Here is a 23,456-nt window from a genome sequence, read left to right on the forward strand (position 1 = left end):
ATCCGTTGTGTTGACCCAGGTCTCCGCTGGCCAGCGTCGCTCGCAGCGCCGCGTTGAGCCCGTCGTGGTTGCGCTGGCCCGGGGTGCGGGTGTCGTGCTGCACCGCCTCTTCCGAAGGGGCGCCGTCCGCGATTGGAGTGTCGTCGTCGGGGTTGCACATGCCGGGGGCGGCGAGCTTGGCCAGTACGGCCTCCCAGCTGGCTCTGGCTTCCGGTGTCAGCCATCCACTCAGGCGCGACATGCCGTCGGCCTGCTGATTGCCGAGCACCAGCCCACGCATCCGGGCCCGGTCGGCGTCGGTGTAGTTGCCGTCGGGATCCAGGCAATCCATCAGGCGCCGGGCGAGCGTGGCGAAGTGCTCGGGCCGAAATTCGGCGGCCTTGGCCGCCAACTGCTGTTCGGCGTGCACACAGGTCTCGAGGTCGACGGACTCGGGCAACTGGTGAAAAAACCGCCGGATCACCGCCACGTGGTCAGCCCCGATCGCCCCGTGTCGCTGGGCCGCCGCAGTGGCAGGCAACACCGGCGCCAACGGCTCACCGGTCAACGCCCGGCGCGGCCCCAGATCGGCCGCCTCGGCGATGCGGCGGCCGGCCTCGGCCCGGCTGATGTGCAACCGATCGGCCAACACCCAAGACAGCTTGCCGCCCAACTCGGTCGAATCCCCTTGCTCACCAATCTGATTGATGAGTTGATGACTTGGCGTCTGGAGTTTGCGTATTACGCATTCGAACTTCTCCAAGATTCCCAGGCGTTCCGGGTTGGTCAGCGCCTCGTAGGAATGCTCCTGGAAGCGGGAGGCCACCGCGCACAACGCGTCAATGTCGCGCTGAAGCTCCTCGCGGTCGGTCAAAGTCATGTGCGCCGCCCACTCGGCGGTGCGAACGGGCTCCGGAGCTCATAGATGAGTGCATCCAGCCGGCCGGTCAGAAATTCGTATCCGTCCAAGGCCGCGACCCGCTCCGATGCCGTCATCGAATCCAAGGATGCGAACAGCAGGTCTTCCGCCGCCTCGAACCTGTCGAGCCATGAGCTCCAGCGACTGACCGCAATTATCGAACGCATGTTCGAATACTACGACAGCCTACCGACAAAATCCGCCGCGGTGAAAACACCGGGGCCAAAGTGGCGCAAGTGATTTCGGGCCGGCCTGAAGCCCCTACTTCGGGCCGGACTGGAGCCCTCTCACCGACCGGGCCGAAGCCCTACTTCTGTTCGTAGGTGGCGTGGATGACCGCCCGCGCGATGGCGTGCTGGAACAGATTGAAGCCGAGGAAGGCCGGGCTGGCGTCCTCGGGAAGATCCAGCTTGTCGGTGTCCACGGCGTGCACGGCGATGTAGTACCGGTGTGCGCCGTGACCGGCCGGCGGCGCGGCGCCGATGTAGCGACGCTGGCCGGCGTCGTTCACCAGCGTCAGCGCGTCCCCGGGCAGGTTGCTGCCATCGCCGGCGCCCGCGGGCAGCTCGGTGACGTCGGCCGGCAGGTTGGCCACCGCCCAGTGCCAGAACCCGGAGGCCGTCGGAGCGTCGGGGTCGTAGACGGTGACGGCGAAGCTGCGGGTCTCGTCCGGGAATCCCGACCAGCTCAGCTGCGGGCTGACGTCTTCGCCGCCCGCACCCATGATTCCGCTGACTTGCGGATTGGCCAGCGGCTGGCCGTCGGTAACCGATTGCGAGGTCAGCGTGAAAGTCGGCAGCTTCGGCAACGATGCGTACGGGTCAGGAGCAGTGCTCATGGCGGTCCTCTCGTGTGATCGGCTTGGTGATCTAGCAGTGGGTCAGGAAGTGGGCCAGCACCTCGGTGCCGAACCGCAGCGCATCGATGGGTACCCGCTCATCGACACCGTGGAACAGCGCGGTGAAATCCAGGTCCGGCGGCAACCGCAGCGGGCTGAACCCGAAACAGCGAATACCCAAGCGCGCGAACGACTTCGCGTCGGTACCACCGGAAAGCATATACGGCACGGTACGGGCACCCGGGTCGTGCGCCAGCACCGCCTCGTTCATGGCATCGACCAGGTCGCCGTCGAAGCTCGTCTCATACGACGAGAAGTCCTTGATCCACTCGCGCGTCACGTCCGGCCCGAGCAGCTCGTCGATCTCGGCCTCGAACGCCTCCTTGCGCCCCGGCAGGATCCGGCAGTCCACCACCGCCTCGGCGATGGCGGGCACCACGTTGGCCTTGTATCCGGCCTTAAGCATGGTGGGATTCGCGGTGTCGTGCAGCACCGCCTTGAGCATGCGGGCCATCGGGCCCAGCTTTTCGATCGCCCCGCGCAAGTCGCCCGATTCGGTGTCGAAGGTCAACCCGGTCTCCTCGCTGACGGCGGCGAGGAACTGCGCGACCGAGTCGGTCAGCACGAGCGGAAACTGGTGACGGCCCAGGCGGCCGACGGCCTCGGCGACGGCGGTGACGGCGTTCTGGTCGTGCACCATCGACCCGTGTCCGGCCGGGCCCCGCGCGGTGAGCTTCATCCAGGACAGCCCCTTCTCGGCCGTCTCGATCAGATAGAGCCGACGCTCTCCCCCGTCCCGGCGCGGCACCGTCAGCGAAAAGCCGCCAACCTCACCGATCGCCTCGGTGACGCCGGTGAAGAGGTCCGGCCGGTGATCGACCAGCCACTGCGCTCCGAAGGTTCCGCCGTGTTCTTCGTCGGCGATGAATGCGAAGACCAGGTCGCGCGGCGGCACGATGCCCGCGCGCTTCAACTGGCGGGCCACCACGATCATCATGCCGACCATGTCCTTCATGTCGACCGCGCCGCGGCCCCAGACGAAGCCGTCTTTGATCGCACCGGAGAACGGGTGCACGCTCCACTCGGTCGGCTCGGCCGGCACCACGTCGAGATGCCCGTGGATCAGCAGCGCACCGCGCGACCTGTCGGCTCCCGCCAGGCGGACGAACACGTTCCCGCGGCCCGGCGCGCCGGACTCGACATACTGCGGTGCGTAGCCGACCTCGGCGAGCTGCTCAGCGATCCACTGCGCGCAGTCGGCCTCGCCCTTGGTCGTCGCCGGTTCGCCGGTGTTGGTGGTGTCGAACCGGATCAACTTGCTGACCACCTCGACCACGTCGTCGCTCCGGTTGGCCGGCACCTCGGTCGCCCCGCTCTGAATGGTCACAACCACCTTTCCTACCATTGCCGCCGCTGGACGGCTCGATGCCGATCATCGAGACTTCTGGGAGGAGCTGGATTGGGTTCGCGGCGCGCGATCCGATAGCCTTAGCTGCCAACCCATGCTGGTTTGGCCTTGTCCGAGTGGCGGAATGGCAGACGCGCTAGCTTGAGGTGCTAGTGCCCTACTAATGGGCGTGGGGGTTCAAGTCCCCCCTCGGACACACGACTGAGGTGAGGGAAATGGACGCTTGCGTTCATTTCCGAGCCGATGGAGTGTGTTGAGCGGCGAAGCCGCGATCACACCCGTATCTATTGCCGAATATGCCGCTTCGGTGGCGGGTAGACGCCCCTGGCGATCGTCGCGGACAGCCATCCGATCGCCCACCCGGCGCATACCAGCAGGAACGTGTGCCGGGAGGCGGCGTCGCCCGCCGTGGAAACCACCGCCAAAATGACCGCCCAGACGATGCCGCAGGCGATGCTGTATGCCGTGTACGTGCCGTAACGCCGTCTCATCTCGCCGATCCTCTCGGTCGTGCTGACACTGCAGCCAACCCGAACTTTGCCACCGCGCTCGGCCTGACGCACGTAGCCTGGAGGGAAGTCCATCAGCCGGGAGCGTTAACGAATGAACCCATCGAGTGGCTTTGTCCGGCGGACCTCATCGAAGACGTTCGTCGACCGGCGCGAGGCCGGACGCGCGCTGGCACAGCAGCTGGCGGCCTATCGCGACCGGGACGATGTGCAGGTATTCGGCCTGGCGCGCGGCGGTGTGCCGGTGGCCTGGGAGATCGCCGCCGCCCTGAGGGCGCCGCTCGACGTCTTCCTGGTGCGCAAGCTCGGGGTGCCGCAGTGGTCGGAGTTGGCGATGGGCGCATTGGCCAGCGGCGGTGGCGTGGTGATGAACCACGACGTGGTGGCCAGCCTGCGCATCACCGACGAGCAGGTCCGCGAGGTGATCGACAGCGAGACGGCCGAGTTGCTCCGGCGCGAGCACGCCTACCGGGGCGGTCGCCCGATCGCGGACCTGCGCGACCGGATCGTCATCCTGGCCGACGACGGAATCGCAACGGGCGCAAGCATGCTCGCCGCCGTGCGAGCCGTCCGGGCGGCCGGGCCGAAATCGATCGTGGTCGCCGTGCCGGTGGGGCCGGAGTCGACCTGCCGCGAGCTGGCGCAGGAGGCCGACGACGTGGTGTGCGCGACCATGCCGCCCGGATTCGAAGCGGTCGGGCAGGTCTACGACGACTTTCACCAGATCAGTGACGACGAGGTCCGCGAACTGCTCGCCACGCCGACCGGCTGAGGGCCGAACGGGCGCGCGGGGTGTTACTTCGTGGGCTCGTCGCCGCGGCCCTCGGCCACGACCTTGGACTCCTCGGTCGGTGTGGTCTCCCCCGTCGTCGCGGGTTCGCCCTCACCGGGGACTTCCTCGGGGTAGTCGACGTACTCGCCCTCATCGGCATGGGCCTCGTCGGCATCCTGGGCTTCGTCGCCGCCCAGGTCGCGCCGCTGGCGTTCGCGCAGCGCGTCGAGGATCAACAGCACCACGCCCACCACGCTGGCGGCGATGCAGACCCACGCCACCAGCTCGTTGCTCGTGACGACCGCGAACACCAACGCGACGAGCCCGATCAGGGCCAATACCAGCGCAATGATGAGCATCAGTCATCCTCCAAGCGACGAGCGGGATCGCGGTTTCAGGTCCTAGTGTGCCAACCCCGAAGCTCGGCGAGTGACCGGCACGCCCGAACGGCTAGTTGTTGCCCCGGTTGAACTGGTCGAAGCTGCCGGCATCCGCGCTGGAGTCCACGGGTGCCGCGGATCCGCGCTGGCCGAGTTCCTCCAGCTGAGACTCCAGGTAGGTCTTGAGCCGGGTGCGGTATTCGCGCTCGAAGGTGCGAAGCTGCTCGAGGCGGCCTTCCAGAACGGTGCGCTGCTGGTTGATGGTGCCCATGATCTCGGAGTGCTTGCGTTCGGCGTCGGCCTGCAGGGCGTCGGCCTTCTCCTGGGCCTGCCGCAGCTGGGTCTCGGAGCGGGATTGCGCATCCGCGAGCATGGCGTCGGCGCGCTGCCTGGCCTCGGTGACGGTGGTCTCGGCGGTGCTGCGAGCCTCGCTGAGGATCTGGTCGGCGTTGGCGCGGGCGTCGGCCAGCATCTTTTCCGACTCGGTCTTGGCCGTGGTGGTCAGGCGGTCGGCGGTGTCCTGCGCCAGCGTCAGCACTCGAGCGGCCTTCATGGCCTGTTCCTCGTTGTTGACCGCCGCGGCCGGGGCAGCGGCCGGCGCCGGCTTGACCGGTTCCGGTTCGGGGACGGGCTCGCGCACAGGAATGGCCTGGGTGGGCGCGGCGGCGGCCCGCGACGCTGCCGCGCCACCACCGGCGGCCAGCTCGTGATCGAGCTCTTCGATCCGCTGGCGCAGATCGCTGTTCTCTTCGATGAGCCGGGTCAGCTCGGCTTCCACCAGATCGAGGAAGGCATCCACCTCGTCTTCGTTGTAGCCCCGCTTGCCGATCGGTGGCTTACTGAACGCCACATTGTGGACGTCGGCTGGTGTAAGCGGCATTGTTTCGTCCCCTCAAGTTCCTGTCGAACGTTCTGGAAAGTGTAGAACGCAGTGGTAGCCGTGGTGCAACTGCCGTCCATCCTGTCACACCAGGCGCGACCGTTGCTGATAAGCCCAATAAATAAGAGCCAATTTCAAACAGTGAGGCCCATAAAATCCGAAACCTTAGAAATTTTAAATCGGCGGAACCAAACCGACGCTAAAACGTGGCCGAACCGTCTCCGGGCGGGAATGGGCCGCCGCTGACGGGCCCGCCGGCGGGCCGCGCGCGGGCCATGGACGCTAGGCCGCGGCGCCGAACGCCAGCTGCATGCCGATGAACGCGACGAGCAACAGCACCATGATCGACAGGTCGAAGCGGACCGCCCCGATGGTGAGCTGCGGAATCAGCCTGCGCAGCAGTTTCACCGGCGGATCGGTGATCGACAGGATGATCTCCAGCACCACCACGGTGATGCCGGTGGGATGCCAGTCCCGGCTGAACGAGCGGATGAACTCGACGACGACCCGAGCGATGAGCAGCAGCCAGAAAATGAATAGCGCAAACCCAAGGATCTGAAAGAACAACACCAACTGAAGTGCCCCGACCTTACCTCTGAGATTGCCCGGCGATGCCAAGCGCCGCGGACCAGCGCGGCGCCTGCCAGCGTACCGACTCCGGGTAAGAGGCCCTATCTCACGTCGCCCCCGGGACCCGTCGACGATCCGGCTCGCCCGCCGGGAAGCGGGCGGCGGATGCGTCTATTGGTAAGCGTAGAAACCGGTTTCGGCGATCCGGCGACGCTCCTCCGGGGATACGTCCACGTCGGCGGGCGACAGCAGGAACACCTTGGTCGCGACCTTGTCGAAGGAGCCGCGCAGCGCGAAGGCCAGGCCGGCCGCGAAGTCGACGAGCCGCTTGGCGTCGGCGTTGTCCATCGACACCAGGTCCATGATGACCGGGGTGCCGTCGCGGAAACGCTCGCCGATGGTGCGGGCCTCGCTGTAGTCCTTGGGCCGCAGCGTGGTGATCTTCGACAGCGGGTGGCCCTCTTCGAACATCATCGCCATCCGGCGCGGGTCCATCGCCAGCGCTCCGCGGGTGGAGTTGCGCAACCACGAGCCGAAGCGCGGGCCGCCGCGCTCAGGGGCCCGGTCGAAGTCACGGGGGTGGACGGCGCCGTAACGGGGCTCGTCGCCGTAGCCGCCGCGGTAGCCGGCGGGCGGCGGGTAGTCGGCGGGATCGCGGCGCGGGTCGTCGTAGTCGTCTTGCTCGTAGCGACCGTATCCGTCGTCAAATCGCGGGCGCGGAAAACCACGAGACGGGGCGTGGTCGTCGTAATACTCGTCCTCGTAGTCGTCCATTGGGGCCATACCGAAATAGGCCTTGACTTTGTGCAGTGTGCTCATTGCGTTGACCCTTCTAGCCCCTGGGAGTAGTGGTGTTAGTGATAAAGCTGTTACTGCAGTGACTACTTACGGTGACGGTAACCGCCGTGGACCCATTAACGCGGTACCGACACGCACACATGTCGAACCGTGTTGGACGGCGATTTCGAAGTCGTTGGACATGCCGGCGGACAGCCCGACGGCGTTGCGATGCGACTCGAGAACCCGCCGATGCTCGGATTGGAGCCGGTCAAACGCCTCATCGGGGTCCGAGTCCAGCGGCGGAATCCCCATCAGCCCGACCAGGTCCAGGTTCTTGGAGTCCTCGACCTGGTCGCACACCTGATCGACGGCCCCCGGCCGGGAAATGTCGACGCCGCCGCGCGTCTCGTCGCCGTCGAGGCTGACCTGCACGTAGATCCGCATCGGGGCGGTGCGGCGGCCGTCGTTCAGCGCCGCCGCCACGCCCTTGTCCAGGGCGGACACCAGGTGCGCGCTGTCGACGGAATGCGCGGTGTGCGCCCAGCGCGCCACCGACCGGGCCTTGTTCCGCTGGATATGACCCACCATGTGCCAGCGCGGATTTGCCACATCCGCGCGCCCGGACGCCGCCAGCAATCGGGTGACTTCGGCCACTTTCGCCGTCGCTTCCTGATCCCGCGATTCGCCGATGACGCGACAACCCAATCGGGACAAAGTCACAACATCGGTTGCTGGGAAGTATTTGGTAATCGGCAGAACTTCGATTTCGCCGACATTGCGGCCCGCCGCTTCCGCCGCCGCTGCAAGGCGAGAACGCACCGACGCCAATGCGTGCGTCAATTCCGATTCGCGGTCTCCCCCGGCAGGTACCTCTACCGCCATCGCGGTCACTCCATCCAGATCAGTGAGGCCAGCCGGCCGGTCGGCGCATCCCGGCGATGACTGAACAGCGCCGCGTCGTCCACCGTGCATCGCGGATCGATATCGATTGCGGTCACACCCAAATCCGTTAGCTGACAAGCGATTCCGGCCCGCAGGTCGAGTCCGGGGGTTCCCGCGGCGGTGGTGGTCCGGCTGCCCGGCAGCGCCGCCTCGACCTCATCGGCCATGGCCGCCGGCACTTCGTAATTGCGGCCGCTGACCGCCGGGCCCAACAGCACCGAAATATCTTCGGGCCGCGCGCCGAGCTCCAGCATCGTCTCCACCGTGCGGGTCACCACGCCGCGCTGGGCGCCGACCCGGCCGGCGTGCACCGCCGCGGCCACGCCGGCGCGCGCGTCGGCCATCAACACCGGGACGCAGTCGGCGGTCACCACCGCCAGGGCGAGTCGCGCCGTGCGGGTCACTAGCGCGTCGGTGTCGTCGACCGCGGTGTCACGCGCTCCGTCGACCACCTCGACCCGAACACCGTGGACCTGGTTCATCCACACCACGCGCCCGGCGCGCAGGCCGATGGCGGCGGCCAGCCGGGCCCGGTTGTGGGCGACGGCCGCCGGGTCGTCCCCGACGTGGTCGCCGAGGTTGAAGGTGTCGAACGGCGGCTTCGAGACGCCACCGGCGCGGGTGGTGGTCACCCGCCGGATGCGAACGCTCACGTGACCAGTATCCGGATTCCGCTGTCGGCCAGGCGGCCCCGACGGTCGCGGCCGGGGGTCCAGGGTCACGGGCATGTTCTCAGCGGCGCATGAACGGCGGCACGTCGACGTCATCGTCATCGCCGCCAATATTCAAGGTCGAGCCGTTGGTGTGAACCGGCACGCTGACCGCGTCGACCGGTTCGAACAACGTCGAGGTGAGCTTGCCCGCCTTCGCCGACTCGATCCGGTGCGCACCGCCCTTCTCTTCCTTATCGGCACTGCCGCCGATCACGGGTTTACGCCCGGCGCCCGCGGCATCGAAGCCCGCGGCGATGACGGTGACGCGCACCTCGTCGCCCAGCGAGTCGTCGATCACCGTGCCGAAGATGATGTTGGCGTCCTGGTGGGCGGCGTCCTGCACCAGCGAGGCCGCCTCATTGATCTCGAACAGGCCCAGGTCGCTGCCGCCGGCGATCGACATCAGCACGCCGTGGGCGCCTTCCATCGAGGCTTCCAGCAGCGGCGAGTTGATGGCGATCTCGGCGGCCTTGAGCGAGCGGCCCTCGCCGCGGGCCGAACCAATACCCATCAGGGCCGTTCCCGCGCCGGACATGATGCCCTTGACGTCGGCGAAGTCCACGTTGATCAGGCCCGGGGTGGTGATCAGGTCGGTGATGCCCTGCACACCGTTGAGCAGCACCTCGTCGGCGCTGCGGAAGGCGTCCATCAGCGATACCGCGGCGTCGCCCATCTGCAGCAGCCGGTCGTTCGGGATCACGATCAGGGTGTCGCAGCTCTCGCGCAGCGCCGAGATGCCGCTCTCGGCCTGGTTGCCGCGCCGCTTGCCCTCGAACGAGAACGGCCGGGTGACCACGCCGACAGTCAGCGCTCCCAGCTTGCGCGCGATGCTGGCGACGACGGGCGCCCCGCCGGTGCCGGTCCCGCCGCCCTCGCCGGCGGTGACGAACACCATGTCCGCGCCGCGGAGCAGCTCTTCGATCTCGTCCTTGGCGTCCTCGGCGGCCTTGCGGCCCACCTCCGGGTCCGCCCCGGCCCCCAGGCCGCGCGTGGACTCGCGCCCGACGTCGAGTTTGACGTCGGCATCGCTCATCAACAGCGCCTGCGCGTCGGTGTTGATCGCGATGAACTCCACGCCTTTGAGGCCTTGTTCGATCATCCGGTTGACGGCGTTGACGCCGCCGCCACCGATACCCACGACCTTGATGACGGCCAGGTAGTTATGCGGGGGGGTCATCATTCGTCTTCCTCCCTGATGGGCTTGGCTCAGCTCTCCCGGCGGTGGGCTCCTCCGGACGTTCGCGGGCCTCCCTGGCAAACCCTCAACCTCAACCATAGAGTTAGAGTTATGTCAAGTAGTTCCGCGCAACCAGAACGGTATGGGTATGGCGCGCCCTAACCACGCAGGCGCGCCGACACGCGTCCCGCAAATTTTGGGCCAATTTTCCCGCGTCGGGCGGCGTGCGCGCTGTTCGACGGCGCATCGCGCGGCGCGACGTGATGAAGATCGCTACTTGACCGTCGGCAGGTCCGGGCTGGACACGTCGTAGGTCTTGCCGGGCTGGGTCAGCAGCGCGGCCAGCTTCTCGGCCTTCTCATCGGTGCGGTCGGTGGTCCCCCAGATCACCACCCGGCCGTCGCCCAGCGTCAGGGTGATCGAGGCCACCGACGGGGCAGCGATGCGGCCGACCTGGCCCTCGACCTCGGGACGCAGCGCGGTCAGTACCTGCAGGGCGGCCTTGGTCGCCGGGTCGTTCGGCCCGGGGTCGGCGACGTCGAGGTACGGCAGCGCCGGGGGCGGCGGCCCGGTCGCGAAGTCCACGCCGTCGCGGTCGAAGAGGTGCGGGCCGTCGGGAAAGTCCTTGACGGCCACCGGGATTCGCTCGACGATGGTGATCCGCAGCGCCGACGGATACTGGCGCTGCACCCGCGCGCTGGCCACTCGCCGGATCGCCGCCACCCGGTCGGCGACCTGGTTGGTATTGATCTGCAGCAGTGGCGTTCCGATCCGCACCCGCGCCGCGTCCAGGACCTCGTCCCGGGTCACCACCCCGGTGCCTACGACGACGATGTTGCGAGCCGACATCGCGGGGGTGAAGTAGAGGATCAGGGCCAGCCCGATGCCGACGATCACCAGCAGGACCGTCACCAGCAGCATCTTCAGGCCCCGAACCACGCCCCGCGCAACGGGTTTGGGCTCGTTGACCAGCCGTCCACTGGCCCGGCGCTTCGCCTCGCGGCGGGCCTCTTCGATGGCGGTGGCGCGGGCCTGCGCGGCGCGGCGCTCGGCCCGCTCCCGGCGGGCGCGCCGCCGCGGCCCCTCGACCTCGGCCTGGTCGGCCTGCTGACCGTCGCCCGCGTCGCCCTCGCCCTCGCCCGTTCCGGTGGCCAGCGGTTCGGTGACCGCGATGTCGCCGGCGTCGTCGGCGTCGTCGGCCGGCTGACCCTCCGCCGGTTCGCCGACGACGTCGGCCGGGACGGGGTCGTCCGGCTGCGTCATCGCATCGCCCCGGGGGCGCTGCGATTGGCGCGCACCCGCAGCGCCGTGACGATCTCGGGCCCCAGCAGGGTCACGTCGCCGGCTCCCATGGTGACGATGACGTCGCCGGGCCCGGCGGCGGCCGCCACCTGCTCGGAGGCCGCGGCGAAGTGCGGGAGATAGCGCACCGGCACGCTGACGTGCTCGGCGACGCTGGCCCCGCTGACACCGGCCAGCGGTTGTTCGCGGGCGCCGTAGACGTCGAGCACGAAGACCTCGTCCGCGGCGTCCAGGGCCTGCCCGAACTCCTCGGCGAAAGCCTTTGTCCGCGAATACAAATGGGGCTGGAACACCGCGATGCTGCGGCCGTCACCGCTCTGCTCCAGAAGGGTGCGGACCGCCGCCAGCGTGGCGACGATCTCCGTCGGGTGGTGGGCGTAGTCGTCGAACACGCGGACCGAGGCCGCGCTGCCGACCAGTTCGAAGCGGCGGCGCACGCCCTCGAAGCCGGCCAGGCCGTCCAGCACCGCATCGATCGGGGCGCCGATCTCGAGCGCCGCCAGCAGCGCGCCCACCGCGTTGAGCGCCATGTGACGGCCTGGCACCGACAACCGCATCACCCGCGGGTGCTTCTCCGGGTCGAGTTCGGGGGCCAGCTGGATCTGCGCGACGGCTCCGGTGCCCTGCTGCTGCCACGACAACAACGTCGCGGCGAGTTCGTCGCCGGGCCGCGGAGACCCGTAGCGCAGCACCCGGATGCCCAGCTCGGCCGTGCGCCGTGCCAGCGCCTCGGCCCCCGGGTCGTCGACGCAGACCACCAGCGCCCCGCCGGGCGCCAGCCGCTCCACGAAGGCGTCGAACACGGCGACATAGGCGTCGGCGCTGCCGTAGAAGTCCAGGTGATCGGTCTCGATGTTGGTGACCACGGCGACGTTGGGGGTGTACTCCAGCAGCGAGCCGTCGCTTTCGTCGGCCTCCGCGACGAAGCAGTCGCCGCTGCCGTGGTGGGCGTTGGTGCCGGCCTCGCCCATCTCACCGCCGACCGCGAACGACGGGTCGCGCCCGCAATGCTGCAGCGCGACGATCAACATCGACGTCGTCGTCGTCTTGCCGTGCGTGCCGGTGACCATCAGCGTGGTGCGGCCGGCCATCAGCTTGGCCAGCACGGCGGGCCGCAGGATCACCGGGATGCCGCGCCGCCGGGCCTCGACGAGCTCGGGATTGGTCTTCGGGATCGCGGCGTGCGTGGTGATGACCGCGGTGGCGCCGCCGGGCAACAGATCCAGCGAGGATGCGTCGTGCCCGATGTTGATCTGCGCGCCCCGGGCCCGCAGCGCGTGAACGCCGCGGGACTCCTTCGCATCCGAGCCGGACACCAGGCCGCCGCGGTCGAGCAGGATGCGGGCGATGCCCGACATTCCGGCTCCCCCGATGCCGACCATGTGCACCCGCTGCAGCTCGGGTGGCAGCTGGTCGGTGCTCATGGCTTGCCCCCGGCCGGCGAGCGGCGGCCCAGCCGGGCCTTCCTGGCGATGTCCAGTGCCGCGAGGGCGACCTGGCGCGCCGCGTCGGGATGCCCCACCAGCGCGGCGGCGGTGGTCATCGCCGCCAGGCGCGGCGGGTCGCCCATCAGCCCCGCCACTTCCCGGGCCACCAGCTCGGGCGTCAGGTCGGCGTCGGCGACGATCATGCCGCCGCCGGCGTTGACCACCGGCAGCGCGTTGAGCCGCTGCTCGCCGTTGCCGATCGGCAGGGGCACGTAAATGGCAGGCAGGCCCACCGCCGAAACCTCGGCTACCGTCATCGCACCGGACCGGCAGATCACCAGGTCGGCGGCCGAATAAGCCAGGTCCATCCGGTCGAGGTAGGGCACTGCCACGTAGGGCGGGTCGCCCGGCTGGGGCGCTGGCAGGTCGAGCGTGTTCTTGGGCCCGTGCGCGTGCAGGACGGCCACGCCGGCGGCGGCCAGCCCGGCGGCCGCCCCGGAGACGGCCCGGTTCAGTGAGGCCGCGCCCTGCGAGCCCCCGAACACCAGCAACACCCGGGCGTCGTCGGCGAAACCGAAGAAGCGGCGCGCCTGGTCGCGCAGCGCCGCGCGGTCCAGCGAGGTGATGGTCTCGCGCACCGGCACCCCGACCACCTCGGCGCGCGGTAGCCCACAGTCGGCCACCGCGGACAGCACCCGCTCGGCCGTGCGGGCGCCCACCCGGTTGGCCAGCCCGGCGCTGGCGTTGGCCTCGTGGATCACCACCGGGACCCGTGGCTTGCGCGGCGAGACGCCGCGGGCGGCCAGGTAGGCCGGCAGCGCCACGTACCCACCGAAACCGATCACCACGTCGGCGTCGACCGCCCTGAGCACGGCACGGGTCTCCCGCACGGCCCGCCACACCCGTGAGGGAAGCCGGGCCAGGTCGCCGCTGGGTTTGCGCGGCAGCGGCACCGGGGTGATCAGCTCGAGGTCATAGCCGCGCTCGGGCACCAGCCGGGTCTCCAGCCCCCGGGCGGTGCCCAGCGCGGTGATCCTGACCTGCGGATCGAGGGCGCTCAGCGCGTCGGCGACGGCCATTGCCGGCTCGACGTGGCCGGCGGTTCCCCCGCCGGCGAGCACCACCGACAGTGGCTTAAAAGCCGACAACGCGGCACCGGCGGGCAAAGGGTTTACCCCCCGCCCGCCGGTCGGCTTGTTGACCGTGTCGTTCACCCGTAACGCTGACCTTCCAGTGCGCGAGCGCGTCGTGGCTGACGCTGGCCGGCCGCCTGGCTAACGCGGCGCTGGCCAGATCCATGATGCCTCGCCCGTGATCGAGCGGTACCCCCAGTCTGGCGAGCCGGCCGCCCGCCCGTGCGCGGTAGCGCCGGCCGCAGCGGGGCATCGGCCCTATGGGGGGCCTTCTGGGAGGCCTTGCGGGGGGCCTTGCGCCCCGGCGCACCGGCGCCCTTACGCGGCGGCTCGGCCGACTTCGGTCGGGCGCGCTTGCGATCGCGGAACGCCTCCAGGCGCGTCGGCGAGTAGGGCTCGGGCAGCGGCAGCCGCAGGATCCGGTTCACCTTGTCGTCGCGGCCGGCCCGCAGCGCGGCCACCGCCTCGGGTTCGTGACGAGCCGCGTTGGCCATGATGCCGATCATGAAAAGCGTTGCCGCGGTTGATGTTCCACCGGCGGATATCAGCGGCAGCTGAATGCCGGTGACCGGGAGGATGCCGATGACATAGCCGATGTTGATGAAGGCCTGGCCCAGCACCCACATGGTCGTGGTGGCGGTAAGCAGCCGGAGGAACGGGTCGGCCGAGCGGCGGGCGATCCGCATCCCGGTGTAGGCGAACAGCCCGAACAGCACCAGCAGCGCGAAGGCACCGATGAATCCGAGCTCCTCGCCGATGATCGCGAAGATGAAGTCGTTGTGGGCGTTGGGCAGGTAGTTCCATTTGGCCACGCCCTGGCCCAGGCCGTCGCCGAAGATTCCGCCGTGCGCCAGCGCGAATTTGGCCTGCCGGGCCTGGTAGCCGGTGTCCTGCGGGTCGTTCTCGGGGTTGATCCAGGACCGCACCCGCTCCGACCGGTAGCCGGCCGACATGGCCAGGACCGCGCCGGCGACGAAGACGGCCAGCAACGAGGTGACGAACACGCGCAGCGGCAGGCCCGCGTACCACAGCAGGGCCAGCAGGATGATGCCCAGCGACACCGTCTGCCCGAGGTCGGGCTGTGCCACGATCAGCGCCAGCGCGATCACGGCCGCCGGCACCAGCGGGATCAGCAGTTCGCGCAGGCTCGCCCGCTCCAGGCGACGGGCGGCCAGCATGTGCGCGCCCCAGATGGCGAAGGCGATTTTCGCCAGTTCGGACGGCTGCATCGAGAAGCCCGCGACCACGAACCACTTACGAGATCCGTTGGCCAGGTTGCCGATACCGGGAACGAGCACCAGCACCAGCAGGATGACGGTGACGACGTAGCCGGTGAACGCGACGCGGCGGATGAACCGCACCGACATCCGCAACGAGGCGTAGCAGGCGACGAGCCCGATCACGGTCCACAGCACCTGCTTGCCGAAGATCACCCAGGCCGATCCGTCGGCGTCGTAGGACCGCACGCCCGACGCCGACAGCACCATGATCAGCCCGAGCGTCGTCAGCAACCCGGCCACGGCGATGACCAGGTGAAAGGAGGTCATGGGCCGGCCCAGCCAGGCGCCGAACCGGCTGTGCGAACCGCCCTCCCCGGCGGCGGCCTTGTCCTTCTTGGCCTTTGGTGGCTTGTCGGCCTTCTTCTCGGCCTTGGCTTCCTTTTCAGCCTTGGCTTCCTGCTCAGCCTTGGCTTCCGCGGTGTCGTCCGTGGCGTCGGCGTCGTCGGCCGGCCCCGGCTCGGCCGCGGCGGTTTCGGTGGCGTCTTTCCCCCGGCCCAGCAGCCGGGTCAGTGCGTTACCCACGCCCGCCCTACCGCAGCGCCGCGCGGACGGCGGCCGCGAATGCGTCGCCGCGGTCGGCGTACCCCGCGAATTGGTCGAACGATGCGCCCGCCGGTGCCAGCAGCACGGTGTCACCGGGCCGCGCCACGGTACGCGCCGCTGCCACCGCCGCGTTCATCACCGCCGCGCCCAGATTGTCACCCGTTTGTTTGACTTCTGTCACATCTGCCCCAGAGACCACAGCAGTCGCATCCATACCAGCATCCTCGCCTGTCACAACGTGCAGGACGGGGACATCCGGCGCGTGTCGCGATAACGCCTCTGCAACCTCTTGTCGGTCTCGGCCGATGAGCACCGCTCCGACCAGCCGCGATGCCATCCTGGCGACCTCGGCATCGACCGACGCGCCCTTCAGCAGACCGCCGGCGATCCAGACGACGTGGGGGTAGGCCAGCACGGACGCCTCGGCGGCGTGCGGGTTGGTGGCCTTGGAGTCGTCGACGTAGGTGATGCCGTCGGCGACGGCCACGATTTCGGCCCGGTGCCGGCCCACCCGGAACGAGGCGATCGCGGCCGCGATCGCCTCGGCCGGCACGTCGACGCAGCGCGCCAGCGCCGCGGCGGCCAGGGCGTCGAGCACCCCGACCGGGCCCGGCACCGGGATGGACTCGACCGGCAGCAGGGCCAGGTCGTCGGCGAAGGCGCGGTCAACCAGGTGGCTGTCGCGCACGCCAAGCTCCCCCGCCGCCGGTTCGCCCAGCCGGAAGCCGACCCGCACGGGCGCCCGGGCGGTGTCCAGCAGCGCCGCCGCCCGGGTGTCGTCCAGGCCCACCACGGCCACCCGGCCATCTAGCACCCGCGCCTTCGCCGCGGTGTATGCGGCCAGGCTGCCGTGCCAGTCCAGGTGGTCTTCGGCGATGTTGAGCACCGCACCGGCCTCCGGCCGCAGCGAAGGCGCCCAATGCAATTGGAAGCTGGATAGCTCGACGGCCAGCAGCTCGGCGGGTTGCTCCAGGACGTCGAGCACCGGGTCGCCGATGTTGCCGCAGAGCAGGCTGCGCCGGCCGCCGGCGGTCAGCATGGCGTGCAGCATCGACGTGGTGGTCGTCTTGCCGTTGGTCCCGGTCACCACCAGCCAGCGCCGCGGCGGCCCGTAGCGGCCCGCGGCGTCGAGCCGCCAGGCCAGCTCCACGTCACCCCAGATCGGCACGCCGGCCGCCGCGGCGGCGACCAGCAGCGGTGTCGTCGGCGCGAAGCCGGGACTGGCGACCACCAGCGCGTACCGGGAGATCTCGTCGGTGGCGGTCGAGGTGGACGCGGTCGCCACCCCCGCGTCGGCGTAGCCGCGCAGCCTGGCCGGGTCGTCGTCGCACAGCGTCAGTGCCACGCCGAATGGGGCTAGCGCCGTCAGCACCGCCCTGCCCGTCACCCCGCCGCCGGCCACCAGCACCGCCGCGCCGGGCGCCAGCGGTTCCAGCGGGGCCTCAAGACCGCTCATCAGGCACCTATCGCGCCCAGCCACTCACCGTAGAAAAGGGCCACGCCCAGGCCGCACGCGATCGCGGTGAGCAGCCAGAAGCGGATGATGACCGTGGTCTCGGCCCAGCCGGCCAACTCGAAATGGTGGTGAAAGGGCGCCATCCGGAACACCCGGCGCCCGGTGGTGCGAAAAGTCAGGATCTGCAACACAACCGAACTGACCTCGGCGACGAACAGCGAACCCAGCACGACGGCGAGGATCTCGGTGCGGCTGGTGACCGAGAGGCCCGCGATGATGCCGCCCAGGGCCAGGGATCCGGTGTCGCCCATGAAGATCTTGGCGGGCGCGGCGTTCCACCACAGAAAGCCGATGCAGGCGCCCGCGGTGGCGGCCGCGACCAGCGCCAGGTCCAGCGGATCGCGCACGTTGTAGCAGCCCAGCCCGGGGGCGGTGACGCAGGCGTTGCGGTACTGCCAGAAGGTGATCAACACGTAGGCGGCGGTGACCATCGCCATGCTCCCGGCGGCCAGCCCGTCCAGGCCGTCGGTGAAGTTGACCGCGTTGGACCAGGCGCTGACGACGACCACGCAGAACAGGACGAACAGGCCCGGGGCCAGTGTGACGGTGGCGATCTCGCGCACGTAGGACAGGTCCGCGCTGGCCGGTGTCAGGCCGTTGTTGTTGTGGAACTGCACCGCCAGCACACCGAAGATCACCGCGGCGGCGACCTGCCCGATGGTCTTGGCAGTCTTGTTCAAGCCGAGGTTGCGCGACCTGCGGATCTTGATGATGTCGTCGAGGAATCCGACGCCGCCGAGCACGGTGGCCAGGCCCAGCACCAACAGACCCGAGACGGTGACGCCCTCGCCGTCGAAGGCCATCCCGGCCAGGTGCGTGCCCAGGTAGCCCGCCCAGATGCCGGCCAGGATGGCCACGCCGCCCATCGACGGCGTGCCGCGTTTGGCGTGGTGGGTAGGCGGGCCGTCCTCGCGGGTGTGGTGGCCGAAGCCCTGCCGGGTGAACAGCCGGATCAGCGCCGGGGTCAGCAGGATCGACACGGTCAGTGCGACGGCGACGGCGATCAGGATCTGCCTCATGCGCGCGTCCCGCCCGCAGAGCCTTCCGAGGCGAGTGCGTCGGCCAGCGCACCGAGTCCGGCGGCGTTCGACGCCTTGACCAGCACGACGTCGCCGGGTTGCAGCTCGGCCCGCAGTAACGCCAGGGCGGCATCGCTGTCGGCGACGTTGACGGCCCCCTTGTCGGCTGCGCCCCAGGAACCCTCCATGACCGCTCCGTGGTGCATGGCGCTCATCGACCTCCCACTTCCCACGACAACGAGTCGAGACACATCTAAGCGCACGGCCAGCCGGCCGATGCGATCGTGCTCGGCTATCGCGTCATCACCCAGCTCAGCCATCTCGCCGAGCACCGCCCAGCTCCTGCGCTTTTCGGCGGGGCTTTGGCCGCCGCCCGCGCCCCCGCCATGGGCGATCCAGGCCAGCGCCTGCAACCCGGCCCGCATCGAATCGGGGTTGGCGTTGTAGGCATCGTCGATCACGGTAACCCCGTCGGCGCGGGTGGTGACCTGCATGCGGTGCCGCGACACCGGCCCCGTCCCGGCGAGCGCGGCCGCGACCTGTTCGAGGCCGGCGCCGCATTCCAGCGCGACCGCGGCCGCGCACAACGCGTTGCTCACCTGGTGATCGCCGTAGACGCCGAGTTGCACCTGCACCTGCGTCACCCCCGACGCCTGGCGCCGGTGCAGGGTGAACCGCGGCCTGGCCAGCTCGTCGAGCGACACCGGCCCGGCCCACAGGTCGCTGGGCCCCGCGTTGGTGTGCTCCGCGCGGCCGACCCGGACCACCCGGGCGCCGGTCACGTCCGCCATGGCCGCCACGGCCGGATCGTCGGCGTTCAGGATCACCACGCCGGACGCCGGAACAGATTGCGGCAGTTCGGATTTCGTTTGGGCGATGGCTTCGCGTGAGCCGAATTCGCCCAGGTGCGCGGTGCCGACGTTGAGCACCACCCCGATGGACGGTGTGGCGATGTCGGCCAGCGCGGCGATGTTGCCGGGATGCCGGGCCGACATCTCGAGAACCAGGTAGTCGGTGTCGGCCGTCGCGCGCAGCACCGTCCATGGATGTCCCAGCTCGTTGTTGAACGACCCGGGCGGGGCCACCACCTCGCCCAGCGGCGCCAGCCCGGCGGCCACCAGGTCCTTGGTCGACGTCTTCCCCGACGATCCGGTGATGCCGACGATGGTCAGCCCGCCGGCCACCAGTTCGGTGGCCACCGCTTGGGCCAGCTTGGCCAGCGCGGCCAGCACCGCGGCCCCCGAGCCATCCGGGTCGTGCTCGAGCACCCCGGCCCGCGATCCCGAAGCCCCCTCGGGGGCGACGACGATGGCGGGAACCCCGACCGGCCGCGCGGCCAGCACCGCGACCGCGGGCGCCGCCACGGCCGAGGCCGCATGGTCGTGCCCGTCGCTGCGCGCGCCCGGCAGGGCCAGGAACAGCCCGCCGGGCTTGACGGCGCGCGAGTCGAATTCGACGCTTCCGGTGACGTGGCGCTGCGCGGCGTCCTGCGGCGAAATGTCGGCCAGGGTGCCGCCGACGATCTCGGCGATCTGCGCGATGGTCAGGGCGATCATGCGCGATCCCGCAACGCCTGCGCCAACTCCACGCGGTCGTCGAACGGGCGGACGACGTCGCCGGTGCGCTGCCCGGTTTCGTGGCCCTTGCCGGCGATCAGCACCACGTCACCGGTGCCCGCCCAGGCGACGGCGTGCCTGATCGCGTCGCGCCGGTCGGCGACCTCGACAACCTCTGCCGCGCAACCACTTTCGGTCGCACCGGCCAGGATTTCGCGGCGAATCGACGCCGGGTCCTCGCCGCGCGGATTGTCGTCGGTGACCACGACCAGGTCGGCCAACTCGGCGGCCGTCGCGCCCATCGGCGCCCGCTTGCCCGGATCACGCTCACCGCCGGCGCCGAACACCACCGCCACGCGACGGCCCGGACGCGCCAGCGTGGTCAGCACCGCGCGCAGGGCGCCCGGCTTGTGGGCGTAGTCGACCAGCGCCAGGAAGTCCTGCCCGGCGTCGATCTTTTCCATGCGTCCCGGCACGCGGGTCTGCCGCAGTCCCGGCGCCGCCCGCTCCGGCGAGACCCCCACCGCGTCCAGAAGCGCCAGTGCCAGAAGGCAATTGGCGACGTTGTAGTGCCCGGGTAGCGGGACCTCGATCTGATGCTTCGCGCCGGTGGGGTCGATGACGGTGAACTGTTGTCCCCCGGCGCCCATCGGGGCCACCTCGGCGGCGCGCCAATTCGCGGGCCGGCCCTCGGCGCTGACGGTGATCGCGTCGCGGGCCCGAGCCGCCATGGCCCGCCCTGCCTCGTCGTCGATGCACACCACGACGCGGCGCGCCCGCAGCGGCGAATTCGGCTCGAACAGCAGGGCTTTGGTTTCGAAGTAGTCTTCCATGGTCGGGTGAAAGTCGAGGTGATCGCGGGAAAGGTTGGTGAAACCGCCGACCGCGAAGCCGGTTCCGTCCACCCGGCCCAACGCCAGCGCGTGGCTGGAGACCTCCATGACGACGGTGTCCACGCCTTGTTCGGCCATCGCCGCCAGCATCGCCTGGAGTGCGGGGGCCTCCGGAGTGGTGAGCGCGCTGGGGATGTCGGCGCCGTCGATGCGAATGCCGATGGTGCCGATCAGCCCGGCCGTGCGGCCGGCGGCGCGCAGACCGGACTCGACCATGTAGGTGGTGGTGGTCTTGCCGGAGGTGCCGGTGATGCCGATGACGGCCACCCGCTCGGACGGGCGCCCGTACACCGCGGCGGCCAGGCCGCCGAGCACCGCGCGAGGGTCGGGATGCACCAGCGTCGGCACGGTGGGGGCGCCGGCCGCGGTCATCTGGGTGACCCCGGCGGGATCGGTGAGCACGGCGGCGGCGCCGCGTTCGATCGCGTCGGCGGCGTAACGGGCCCCGTGGGTCGTCAGGCCGGGCAGCGCGGCGAACAGGTCGCCGGGCCGCACGTCCTGGGCGCGCAGCGTCACGCCGGTGATGGTCACGTCGGCCACGACGTTGCCCTGGCCTGGGCCGCCGGCCGGCACCGCGCCGACCTGGTCGGCCAGCGCGGGCAGCCGCGCGCCCGCGGCGGCGCTGGGGCGTAACCCAGTGGGCACCGGCACCACTTCTCCTCACACCTCCCTCGACGCCGCGTGATCCTCATGATCGGCCATGACACCCTACCTAGCCGCAACCGGCCGGGAGGCGATCCGCGCGCCGACGGAGCCGCAGCGCTGCTCCCGCGGAGGTCCCCCGGCCCGGCCGTCTGGCGGCGACCCGTCCCCCGCAAGCGGGCGGTGCCCCCGGCGCCCGGCCGCGCCGCGCGGCGATCGCCGCTAGGTGGCCTGCAACGTCAGCGGCGGGCCCGGGTCGGGCGACAGCGGCACGTTCTCGCGCTGCATGAGCCAGCCGGCGATGTTGTGGAACAGCGGGGCCGCCGAGTGGCCCGGCGTGCCGTCGGCGTTGCGCTCCGGGTTGTCCATCATGATGCCGATGACGTACCGGGGGTTGTCGACGGTGGCCATCCCGGCGAACGTGATCCAGTAGACGTTGTCGAAGTAGCAGCCGCAGGCCGGGTTGATCTGCTGCGCGGTACCCGTCTTGCCGGCCATCTGGTAGCCGGTCACCGCGCCTGCCGAGCCGGTGCCCTGCTGGTACCCCATCGGGTCCTTCTGCACGACGGCGCGCAGCATGTTGCGCACGGTCTGCGCCGTCTGCGGCGAGACCACCCGCACGCCGTCCGGGCGCGGCTCCTCGGTACGCGTGCCGTCGGGGGCGATGGTGGCCTTGATGATCCGCGGCGGAATCCGCAGGCCGTCGTTGGCGATCGCCTGGTACATGCCGGTCATCTGCAGCAGCGTCATCGAAAGACCCTGGCCGATGGGCAGGTTCGAGAAGGTGCTGCCCGACCACTGGTCGATCGGCGGCACCAGTCCGGCGCTCTCACCCGGCAGGCCCACGTTGGTGCGTTGCCCCAGACCGAATTTGCGGACCATGTCGTAGAAGCGCTCCGGGCCGACGCGCTGGGCGAGCATCAAAGTGCCGACGTTGGAGGACTTTCCGAACACGCCGGTGGTGGTGTAAGGCATCACGCCGTGATCCCACGCGTCGTGGATGGACACCCCGCCCATCTGGATCGTGCCGGGAACCTGCAGTACCTCATCGGGATTCGACAGGCCGTACTCGATGACTGACGACGCGGTGATCACCTTATTCACCGAGCCGGGCTCGAACGGCGAGGACACCGCCAGGTTGCCCAGCTGCTTGTCACCCTGCCGCCCGATGTCCTGGGAGGGGTCGAAGGTGTTGTCGTTGGCCATCGCCAGCACCTCGCCGGTCTTCGCGTCGAGCACGACGGCCGAAACATTGTGCGCGCCAGACACATTCTTGGCCTGCTGAACCTGCTGCTGCACGTAGAACTGGATGTCGTCATCGAGGGTCAGCTGGACCATCGAGCCGTTGACCGCCCGATGCCGGTTGCGGTAACTGCCGGGGATGACCACGCCGTCGGATCCGCGGTCATAGGTGACCGCACCGTCGGTGCCCGACAGCACCGAGTCCATGGCCTCCTCCAGCCCCAGCAGGCCGTGACCGTCCCAGTCGATGCCGCCGACGATGTTGGCCGCCAGCGATCCGCCCGGATACTGGCGAAGATCCTGGCGTTCGGAACCGACCTCGGGATACTTGTCCGAGATCGCGCTGGCGACAGCGGGATCCACGGCGCGCGCCAGGTAGACGAAGTTGTCGTCGGTTTGCAGCTTCTTCAAGACGGTCGCCGAGTCGGGCTTGTTGCCCAGGCGGCTGGAGACCTCTTTGGCGATATCGCGCAGCCGCTGCTGTGGATCGGGGGCGGTCGAGTTCTTGGCCTTGGCTTCCTCCAGTTGCTTGCGGATCCGTTTCGGCTGAAACGTCAGCGCACGCGACTCGATGGTGAAGGCAAGCTGGTCTTTGCGGCGGTCGATGATGCTGCCGCGCACCGCCTTTTCCACATCGGTGACCTTGAGCTGGCCGGCGGCCTGGGCGCGCAGCGACGGGGCGCTGGTCACCTGCAGGACGAACAGCTGAGAGGCGGCCACCAGCATGAGCACCAGGATGACCACGTTGCCGGCCCGGTGCCGGAAGACGAATGACCCACCGCGGCTGGTCAACTCCACGATCTGGCGGGTGCGACGCTCCCGCGTCGAGTGCCCGGCCGTCACCGCCTCGGACCGCTGTGTTGCCCCGGCGCCCTTGGCCTGCTTAGCCTTCCGGAATCGCTTCGGTTCCCGTACGTCTCGCCCGACATCGGCTTGCTGCGGTTTCGGGCGACGCTTGGGTTGCCGTACGCCCTTGCCCGCCAAGTCCTTACGGGGTCCACGTGTCGGCCGTGCCGACTGCGACCGGCGTGCCCGC

The 23,456-nt window shown here is 69.8% G+C and carries 21 protein-coding genes, 1 tRNA gene and 1 pseudogene; 3 read left to right on the forward strand and 20 right to left on the reverse strand.

What is annotated here, in order from left to right:
• A partial coding sequence (locus A5732_RS07360) for a 13E12 repeat family protein (protein WP_142256569.1) occupies positions 1 to 859 on the reverse strand: 859 nt, incomplete at its 3' end.
• Between the two features lie 45 nt (positions 860 to 904).
• Here A5732_RS07360 and A5732_RS26940 point away from each other — a divergent pair.
• The gene (locus A5732_RS26940; protein WP_139334594.1) at positions 905 to 1,138 is read left to right on the forward strand and encodes a hypothetical protein; all 234 of its coding nucleotides are present in this window, start codon (positions 905 to 907) and stop codon (positions 1,136 to 1,138) included.
• Between the two features lie 67 nt (positions 1,139 to 1,205).
• Here A5732_RS26940 and A5732_RS07370 read toward each other — a convergent pair whose 3' ends face one another.
• Positions 1,206 to 1,736 carry a YbhB/YbcL family Raf kinase inhibitor-like protein gene (locus tag A5732_RS07370; protein ID WP_064877514.1) on the reverse strand — a complete coding sequence of 177 codons (531 nt, stop codon included), beginning with the start codon at positions 1,734 to 1,736 and terminating at the stop codon, positions 1,206 to 1,208.
• A 31-nt stretch (positions 1,737 to 1,767) separates the two neighbouring features.
• Positions 1,768 to 3,141 carry a M20/M25/M40 family metallo-hydrolase gene (locus A5732_RS07375; RefSeq protein ID WP_432760637.1) on the reverse strand — a complete coding sequence of 458 codons (1,374 nt, stop codon included), beginning with the start codon at positions 3,139 to 3,141 and terminating at the stop codon, positions 1,768 to 1,770.
• 113 nt (positions 3,142 to 3,254) lie between these two features.
• On the opposite strand from A5732_RS07375, the gene A5732_RS07380 reads away from it, so the two are divergent.
• A tRNA-Leu gene (locus A5732_RS07380) sits at positions 3,255 to 3,340 on the forward strand.
• Between the two features lie 88 nt (positions 3,341 to 3,428).
• Here the strand turns inward: A5732_RS07380 and A5732_RS07385 are convergent.
• Complete coding sequence (locus A5732_RS07385) at positions 3,429 to 3,635, reverse strand: hypothetical protein (RefSeq protein WP_076052132.1); 207 nt, start codon at positions 3,633 to 3,635, stop codon at positions 3,429 to 3,431.
• A gap of 112 nt (positions 3,636 to 3,747) precedes the next feature.
• Between A5732_RS07385 and A5732_RS07390 the strand changes: the two are divergent.
• Positions 3,748 to 4,425, forward strand: a pseudogene (locus tag A5732_RS07390) (phosphoribosyltransferase); the annotation flags it as partial.
• 23 nt (positions 4,426 to 4,448) lie between these two features.
• On the opposite strand, the gene A5732_RS07395 reads toward A5732_RS07390, so the two are convergent.
• The 16 genes from A5732_RS07395 to A5732_RS07470 form a co-directional block, all read right to left on the reverse strand.
• Positions 4,449 to 4,784 (reverse strand): phage holin family protein, encoded by a 336-nt coding sequence (locus A5732_RS07395; protein WP_076052097.1) that lies wholly within the window; start codon positions 4,782 to 4,784, stop codon positions 4,449 to 4,451.
• A gap of 91 nt (positions 4,785 to 4,875) precedes the next feature.
• Positions 4,876 to 5,685: a DivIVA-like cell division protein Wag31 gene (wag31, locus tag A5732_RS07400; protein WP_076101827.1), complete on the reverse strand. Its 810-nt coding sequence runs from the start codon at positions 5,683 to 5,685 to the stop codon at positions 4,876 to 4,878.
• A gap of 282 nt (positions 5,686 to 5,967) precedes the next feature.
• Entirely contained in the window at positions 5,968 to 6,258 is a 291-nt protein-coding gene (locus tag A5732_RS07405; RefSeq protein WP_007770770.1) for a YggT family protein, read from the reverse strand.
• A 168-nt stretch (positions 6,259 to 6,426) separates the two neighbouring features.
• Positions 6,427 to 7,074: a cell division protein SepF gene (locus A5732_RS07410; RefSeq protein ID WP_076052099.1), complete on the reverse strand. Its 648-nt coding sequence runs from the start codon at positions 7,072 to 7,074 to the stop codon at positions 6,427 to 6,429.
• 66 nt (positions 7,075 to 7,140) lie between these two features.
• Complete coding sequence (locus A5732_RS07415) at positions 7,141 to 7,917, reverse strand: YggS family pyridoxal phosphate-dependent enzyme (RefSeq protein ID WP_076052133.1); 777 nt, start codon at positions 7,915 to 7,917, stop codon at positions 7,141 to 7,143.
• 5 nt (positions 7,918 to 7,922) lie between these two features.
• Entirely contained in the window at positions 7,923 to 8,630 is a 708-nt protein-coding gene (gene pgeF, locus A5732_RS07420; RefSeq protein WP_076052100.1) for a peptidoglycan editing factor PgeF, read from the reverse strand.
• Between the two features lie 79 nt (positions 8,631 to 8,709).
• On the reverse strand, positions 8,710 to 9,867 hold the full coding sequence (ftsZ, locus tag A5732_RS07425) for a cell division protein FtsZ (RefSeq protein ID WP_007770764.1): 1,158 nt from the start codon (positions 9,865 to 9,867) through the stop codon (positions 8,710 to 8,712).
• A gap of 273 nt (positions 9,868 to 10,140) precedes the next feature.
• Positions 10,141 to 11,130: a cell division protein FtsQ/DivIB gene (locus A5732_RS07430; RefSeq protein ID WP_076101828.1), complete on the reverse strand. Its 990-nt coding sequence runs from the start codon at positions 11,128 to 11,130 to the stop codon at positions 10,141 to 10,143.
• A complete protein-coding gene (gene murC / locus A5732_RS07435) occupies positions 11,127 to 12,593 on the reverse strand; it encodes a UDP-N-acetylmuramate--L-alanine ligase (RefSeq protein WP_076101829.1) in 1,467 nt (488 codons plus the stop codon). The genes A5732_RS07430 and murC overlap by 4 nt, the downstream gene beginning before the upstream one ends.
• Complete coding sequence (murG, locus tag A5732_RS07440; protein WP_076101830.1) at positions 12,590 to 13,810, reverse strand: undecaprenyldiphospho-muramoylpentapeptide beta-N-acetylglucosaminyltransferase; 1,221 nt, start codon at positions 13,808 to 13,810, stop codon at positions 12,590 to 12,592. The genes murC and murG overlap by 4 nt, the downstream gene beginning before the upstream one ends.
• The gene (ftsW, locus tag A5732_RS07445; protein WP_076101831.1) at positions 13,807 to 15,531 is read right to left on the reverse strand and encodes a putative lipid II flippase FtsW; all 1,725 of its coding nucleotides are present in this window, start codon (positions 15,529 to 15,531) and stop codon (positions 13,807 to 13,809) included. The genes murG and ftsW overlap by 4 nt, the downstream gene beginning before the upstream one ends.
• Positions 15,532 to 15,538: 7 nt before the next feature.
• Positions 15,539 to 17,008, reverse strand: coding sequence for a UDP-N-acetylmuramoyl-L-alanine--D-glutamate ligase (murD, locus tag A5732_RS07450; RefSeq protein ID WP_076052105.1), 1,470 nt, complete (start codon positions 17,006 to 17,008; stop codon positions 15,539 to 15,541).
• A complete protein-coding gene (gene mraY, locus A5732_RS07455; RefSeq protein WP_064950564.1) occupies positions 17,008 to 18,087 on the reverse strand; it encodes a phospho-N-acetylmuramoyl-pentapeptide-transferase in 1,080 nt (359 codons plus the stop codon). The genes murD and mraY overlap by 1 nt, the downstream gene beginning before the upstream one ends.
• Positions 18,084 to 19,643 carry a UDP-N-acetylmuramoyl-tripeptide--D-alanyl-D-alanine ligase gene (locus A5732_RS07460; RefSeq protein ID WP_076101832.1) on the reverse strand — a complete coding sequence of 520 codons (1,560 nt, stop codon included), beginning with the start codon at positions 19,641 to 19,643 and terminating at the stop codon, positions 18,084 to 18,086. Before A5732_RS07460 ends, mraY begins: the two co-directional genes overlap by 4 nt.
• Positions 19,640 to 21,190: a UDP-N-acetylmuramoyl-L-alanyl-D-glutamate--2,6-diaminopimelate ligase gene (locus A5732_RS07465; RefSeq protein ID WP_170879992.1), complete on the reverse strand. Its 1,551-nt coding sequence runs from the start codon at positions 21,188 to 21,190 to the stop codon at positions 19,640 to 19,642. The genes A5732_RS07460 and A5732_RS07465 overlap by 4 nt, the downstream gene beginning before the upstream one ends.
• 210 nt (positions 21,191 to 21,400) lie before the next feature.
• Entirely contained in the window at positions 21,401 to 23,404 is a 2,004-nt protein-coding gene (locus A5732_RS07470) for a peptidoglycan D,D-transpeptidase FtsI family protein (protein ID WP_371915831.1), read from the reverse strand.
• Positions 23,405 to 23,456: the final 52 nt, after the last annotated feature.

It is taken from the genome of Mycobacterium colombiense (assembly GCF_001953985.1).
Classification (GTDB): Bacteria; Actinomycetota; Actinomycetes; order Mycobacteriales; family Mycobacteriaceae; genus Mycobacterium; species Mycobacterium colombiense_B.